The organism is Psittacicella hinzii, from assembly GCF_003585935.1.
Classification (GTDB): domain Bacteria; phylum Pseudomonadota; class Gammaproteobacteria; order Enterobacterales; family Psittacicellaceae; genus Psittacicella; species Psittacicella hinzii.
In genome coordinates this window covers 1-4587 of sequence record NZ_NRJG01000026.1, presented here as the reverse complement: position 1 = coordinate 4587, position 4587 = coordinate 1, and the positions used below count along the sequence as shown (strand labels likewise).

General features: G+C 36.8%; 1 protein-coding gene, 1 tRNA gene and 1 rRNA gene. All 3 read left to right on the top strand.

The window, feature by feature from the left end; translation table 11 throughout:
* Positions 1 to 1572 (top strand): D-lactate dehydrogenase (gene dld, locus CKF58_RS01615; RefSeq protein WP_119530244.1); only part of this gene is annotated, 1572 nt, incomplete at its 5' end.
* Positions 1573 to 2535: 963 nt separating this feature from the next.
* Positions 2536 to 4064: ribosomal RNA gene (locus tag CKF58_RS01610) — 16S ribosomal RNA — on the top strand.
* A 126-nt stretch (positions 4065 to 4190) separates the two neighbouring features.
* Positions 4191 to 4266, top strand: a tRNA-Glu gene (locus tag CKF58_RS01605).
* The last annotated feature ends 321 nt before the right edge of the window (positions 4267 to 4587 follow it).

The window sequence follows — 4587 nt, the reverse complement described above, 5'->3', positions numbered from 1 at the left end:
GAATACTACAAAGTAGTAAAATTAGCAGCTGAACATGATATTATCGTAATTTCACAAGCTGCTAACACAGGTCTAACTGGTGGTTCAACACCATTTGGTGAATACGATCGTCCAAATATCGTTATCAATACACTGAGAATTGATAAATTCAAAATTATTAACAACCAAACTCAAGTAGTTTGTTTATCAGGTGCAACTCTATACCGTTTAGAAGAAGAATTAGCTAAAATTGGTAGAGAGCCTCACTCAGTGATTGGTTCTTCATGTATTGGTGCATCTGTAATTGGTGGTGTATGTAATAACTCTGGTGGTGCTTTAGTACAAAGAGGTCCATCATTTACAGAATATGCTGTATATGCTCGTATCAATGAAAAAGGTGAATTCGAGTTTGTTAATAATTTAGGTATTGATTTTGGTTCTGATGATCCTGAAGTAATTTTAACTAAATTAGAAAATGGTGACTACTCAGATGCTAATATCAATAATAACGAAAAACGTGCTTCTTCTACAGACTATAAAGATAAAGTAGTATTAGTAGATGAAAATACTCCAGCTCGTTATAATAACGACCCTGAAAGATTAAAAGAAGCATCAGGTTCTGCTGGTCACTTAGCGATCTTTGCAGTACGTTTAGATACTTTCGCTAAACCAAAAGCTACTCAAATGTACTACATTGGTGCAAATGATATCAATGTTCTGACAGATATTCGTCGTGCAGCATTAACAGCTTTTGATGGTCGTTTACCAATTTCAGGTGAGTACATTCACCGCGAAGCCTATGAGATCGGTAAAAAATATGGTAAAGATACCACATTTGTTATCGCTAAACTAGGTACAAAATATATTCCAAAACTTTACGCGTTAAAAGCATTCTACGATCGTACATTTGCTCGTATTCCTGGTGTGCCTAATTCTGATAAATTATTACAAGGTTTATCGCACCTATTACCTAACCTACTTCCAGAGCGTATGGAAGATTTCCATAAGAAATATGAACACCACCTATTATTAAATGTAGGTGATGATCTAATTACTGATATGGAAAAATGGTTGACTGAATACTTCCAAGCAGAAAAACGCGATGGTGACTTCTTTAAATGTACTCCTAAAGAAGGTAAAATTGCAGGTTTACACCGCTTCTCAATTGCAGGTGCTGCTATTCGTTATCGTGAATGTCATCCTGACGAAGTTGGAATTTGTGCTATCGACGTAGCGTTACGCCGTAATGATCACGACTGGTTCGAAAAATTACCAGAAGAAATTGAGAAAAAATTAGCTGGTAAATTATACTATGGTCACTTCTTATGTCACGTATTCCACCAAGACTACATTATTAAGAAACCATTAGATCCTTTAGCAGTAGAAGAAGAAATTCTTGAAACTTTATATGCTAGAGGTGCTCAATATCCAGCAGAGCATAACGTAGGTCACTTATACCACGCGAAAGAAGCTCTTGTTAACCACTATAAAAACCTTGACCCTACAAACTCATTTAACCCAGGTGTTGGTAAAACAACTAAGTTAAAAAATTGGGCAGAAGGTTTTTCATGTGGTTGTGGTCATCACCACTAATTACATTTTCATGATAAAACGGAGGTTAAATAATCTCCGTTTTATTAATTTTATTATTTAGAAAATATAGGAAACTAGGTTGTAAATTTAAGAAGCTACGAGTTAGAAAGAATTAATTAAAAAGAAATAATACCAAAGCAATTAATAAATGGTAAGATAAAACAATAGCTTAGAACAAGTCATTAAAATTATTTATTTTTTAGTTATTGACTTTAATTATTTAGTTCTCTATAATACACCTCGTTGTTCAAGAGAACAGCAAGCAAACAAGCTACTAAAATTAATCATGAAATTAAATAATTAATTTAGTGCTTGACTGTGAAGTTTAAATAATTTATAATTTTCTTCGTTGTTTTTTAAAAGCTCAAATCATTTCTTCATCTAAAAAAATAAATAAAGATGAAAAAAATAAAAAAGATTTGACAATGCTGTTAAAATTTTGCTATAATTTGCCTCGTTGTCAAAATTAATAAAGATGATAAAGATTAAAGCTTAATTAAAGGTAGTTTCCTTAACTGCTTTAATAATTTACCTAAAATCTTTCAAATAACACTTGACAAAATAAATTAAAAATTGCTATAATATTTTTCGTTGTTTAAAGCTAACTTGGTAATAAATTGCCACTCAAAGTTATCTTTAAAGAATGTAAAAATTCAAGATCTTTAACAATTTAACAGACAATCTGTGTGGGCATTTAGCTAGGCCTAGACAATAAAAAACATTACATTATTTAGTATTGATAATAAATAAAACTAAATAATATTCTAACCGAATGTGTTGTTATTGTTTACTTAGTTTAAATGACCTGATTAATTCATTAAGTAAGTTTATATAAAGTTTTTGAGATGGTTGTAGAATGACCAATTAGTTTTAGGCTTTATATAAATGATTATTTAAGCGATTAAATAAGATTACATCAGTAAGTTTTAACGAGTGAATGATTAAGCATTATTCAATTATCTTCAATTGAAGAGTTTGATCATGGCTCAGATTGAACGCTGGCGGCAGGCTTAACACATGCAAGTCGAACGGTAACAGGAGATAGCTTGCTATCTTGCTGACGAGTGGCGGACGGGTGAGTAATGCTTGGGAATCTGCCTATAGATGGGGGATAACCATTGGAAACGATGGCTAATACCGCGTAATATCGAGAGATTATAGTGTGCTTTGTACACGTCTATAGATGAGCCCAAGTGAGATTAGCTAGTTGGTGAGGTAATGGCTCACCAAGGCGACGATCTCTAGCTGGTTTGAGAGAATGACCAGCCACACTGGAACTGAGACACGGTCCAGACTTCTACGGAAGGCAGCAGTGGGGAATATTGGACAATGGGGGCAACCCTGATCCAGCCATGCCGCGTGTATGAAGAAGGCCTTAGGGTTGTAAAGTACTTTCGGTAATGAGAAAGGTTGTAATTGAAGGATTATAACTTGATGTTAGTTACAGAAGAAGCACCGGCTAACTCCGTGCCAGCAGCCGCGGTAATACGGAGGGTGCGAGCGTTAATCGGAATTACTGGGCGTAAAGGGCACGCAGGCGGATTGGTAAGTTAGATGTGAAATCCCTGGGCTTAACCTAGGAATTGCATTTAAAACTGCTGATCTAGAGTAGTTTAGGGAGGGGTAGAATTTCTCGTGTAACAGTGAAATGTGTAGAGATGAGAAGGAATACCGAAGGCGAAGGCAGCCCCTTGGGAACCTACTGACGCTCATGTGCGAAAGCGTGGGGAGCAAACAGGATTAGATACCCTGGTAGTCCACGCCGTAAACGATCTCGATTTGGAGGCTGGAGCTTTAGTTTTGGCTTTCGTAGCTAACGCGTTAAATCGAGCGCCTGGGGAGTACGGCCGCAAGGTTAAAACTCAAATGAATTGACGGGGGCCCGCACAAGCGGTGGAGCATGTGGTTTAATTCGACGCAACGCGTAGAACCTTACCTACTCTTGACATCTAGAGAATCCTTGAGAGATCGAGGAGTGCCTTCGGGAGCTCTAAGACAGGTGCTGCATGGCTGTCGTCAGCTCGTGTTGTGAAATGTTGGGTTAAGTCTCGCAACGAGCGCAACCCCCATCTTTAGTTGCTACATTAAGTTGAGAACTCTAAAGAGACTGCCGGTGATAAGCCGGAGGAAGGTGGGGATGACGTCAAGTCATCATGGCCCTTATGAGTAGGGCTACACACGTGCTACAATGGTCTGTACAGAGGGTTGCAAGATGGCGACATTAAGCTAATCCCTTAAAGCAGATCTAAGTCCGGATTGCAGTCTGCAACTCGACTGCATGAAGTCGGAATCGCTAGTAATCGCAAATCAGAATGTTGCGGTGAATACGTTCCCGGGCCTTGTACACACCGCCCGTCAAACCATGGGAGTGGTTTGTACCAGAAGTAGATAGCTTAACTTTATTGAGGGCGTTTACCACGGTATGAATCGTGACTGGGGTTAAGTCGTAACAAGGTAACCGTAGGGGAACCTGCGGTTGGATTACCTCCTTATAATAATGCTAAGTGTATTGTTGGTGATCTAGGCCTAGTTAAGTGTCCACACAGATTTTCTGTTAAATTAAAGGTTAAAGATACTATAGAGACTATAGTAAAGAAAAAAAACAACTTTACTTTATTGTCCCCTTCGTCTAGAGGCCTAGGACATCGCCCTTTCACGGCGGTAACAGGGGTTCGAATCCCCTAGGGGACGCCATTTTTTTTACGTTCTAAAATTATAAAGAAACAAAATTAAAACAGTATACAAAATATACTGAATATACAAATAAAGACTATACAAAGCTAACTAATAGTAACAATTAAAAGTAACTAAAGTTGTATAAAATACAATTATAAGTACTAAATAGTTATCTTCGCTATACTCTTTATGAGTAAGATCTTTAACAATTTAATAACAAGCTGAAAAAACGAGTTCGTTTTTTAGAATATCTAAAAAATCGAAAAGCAAGTAAAATTACTGAGATTCAAGTTATTTCATACTTATTAAGTCGAAATAAAAAAATACCTTGTTCTTATG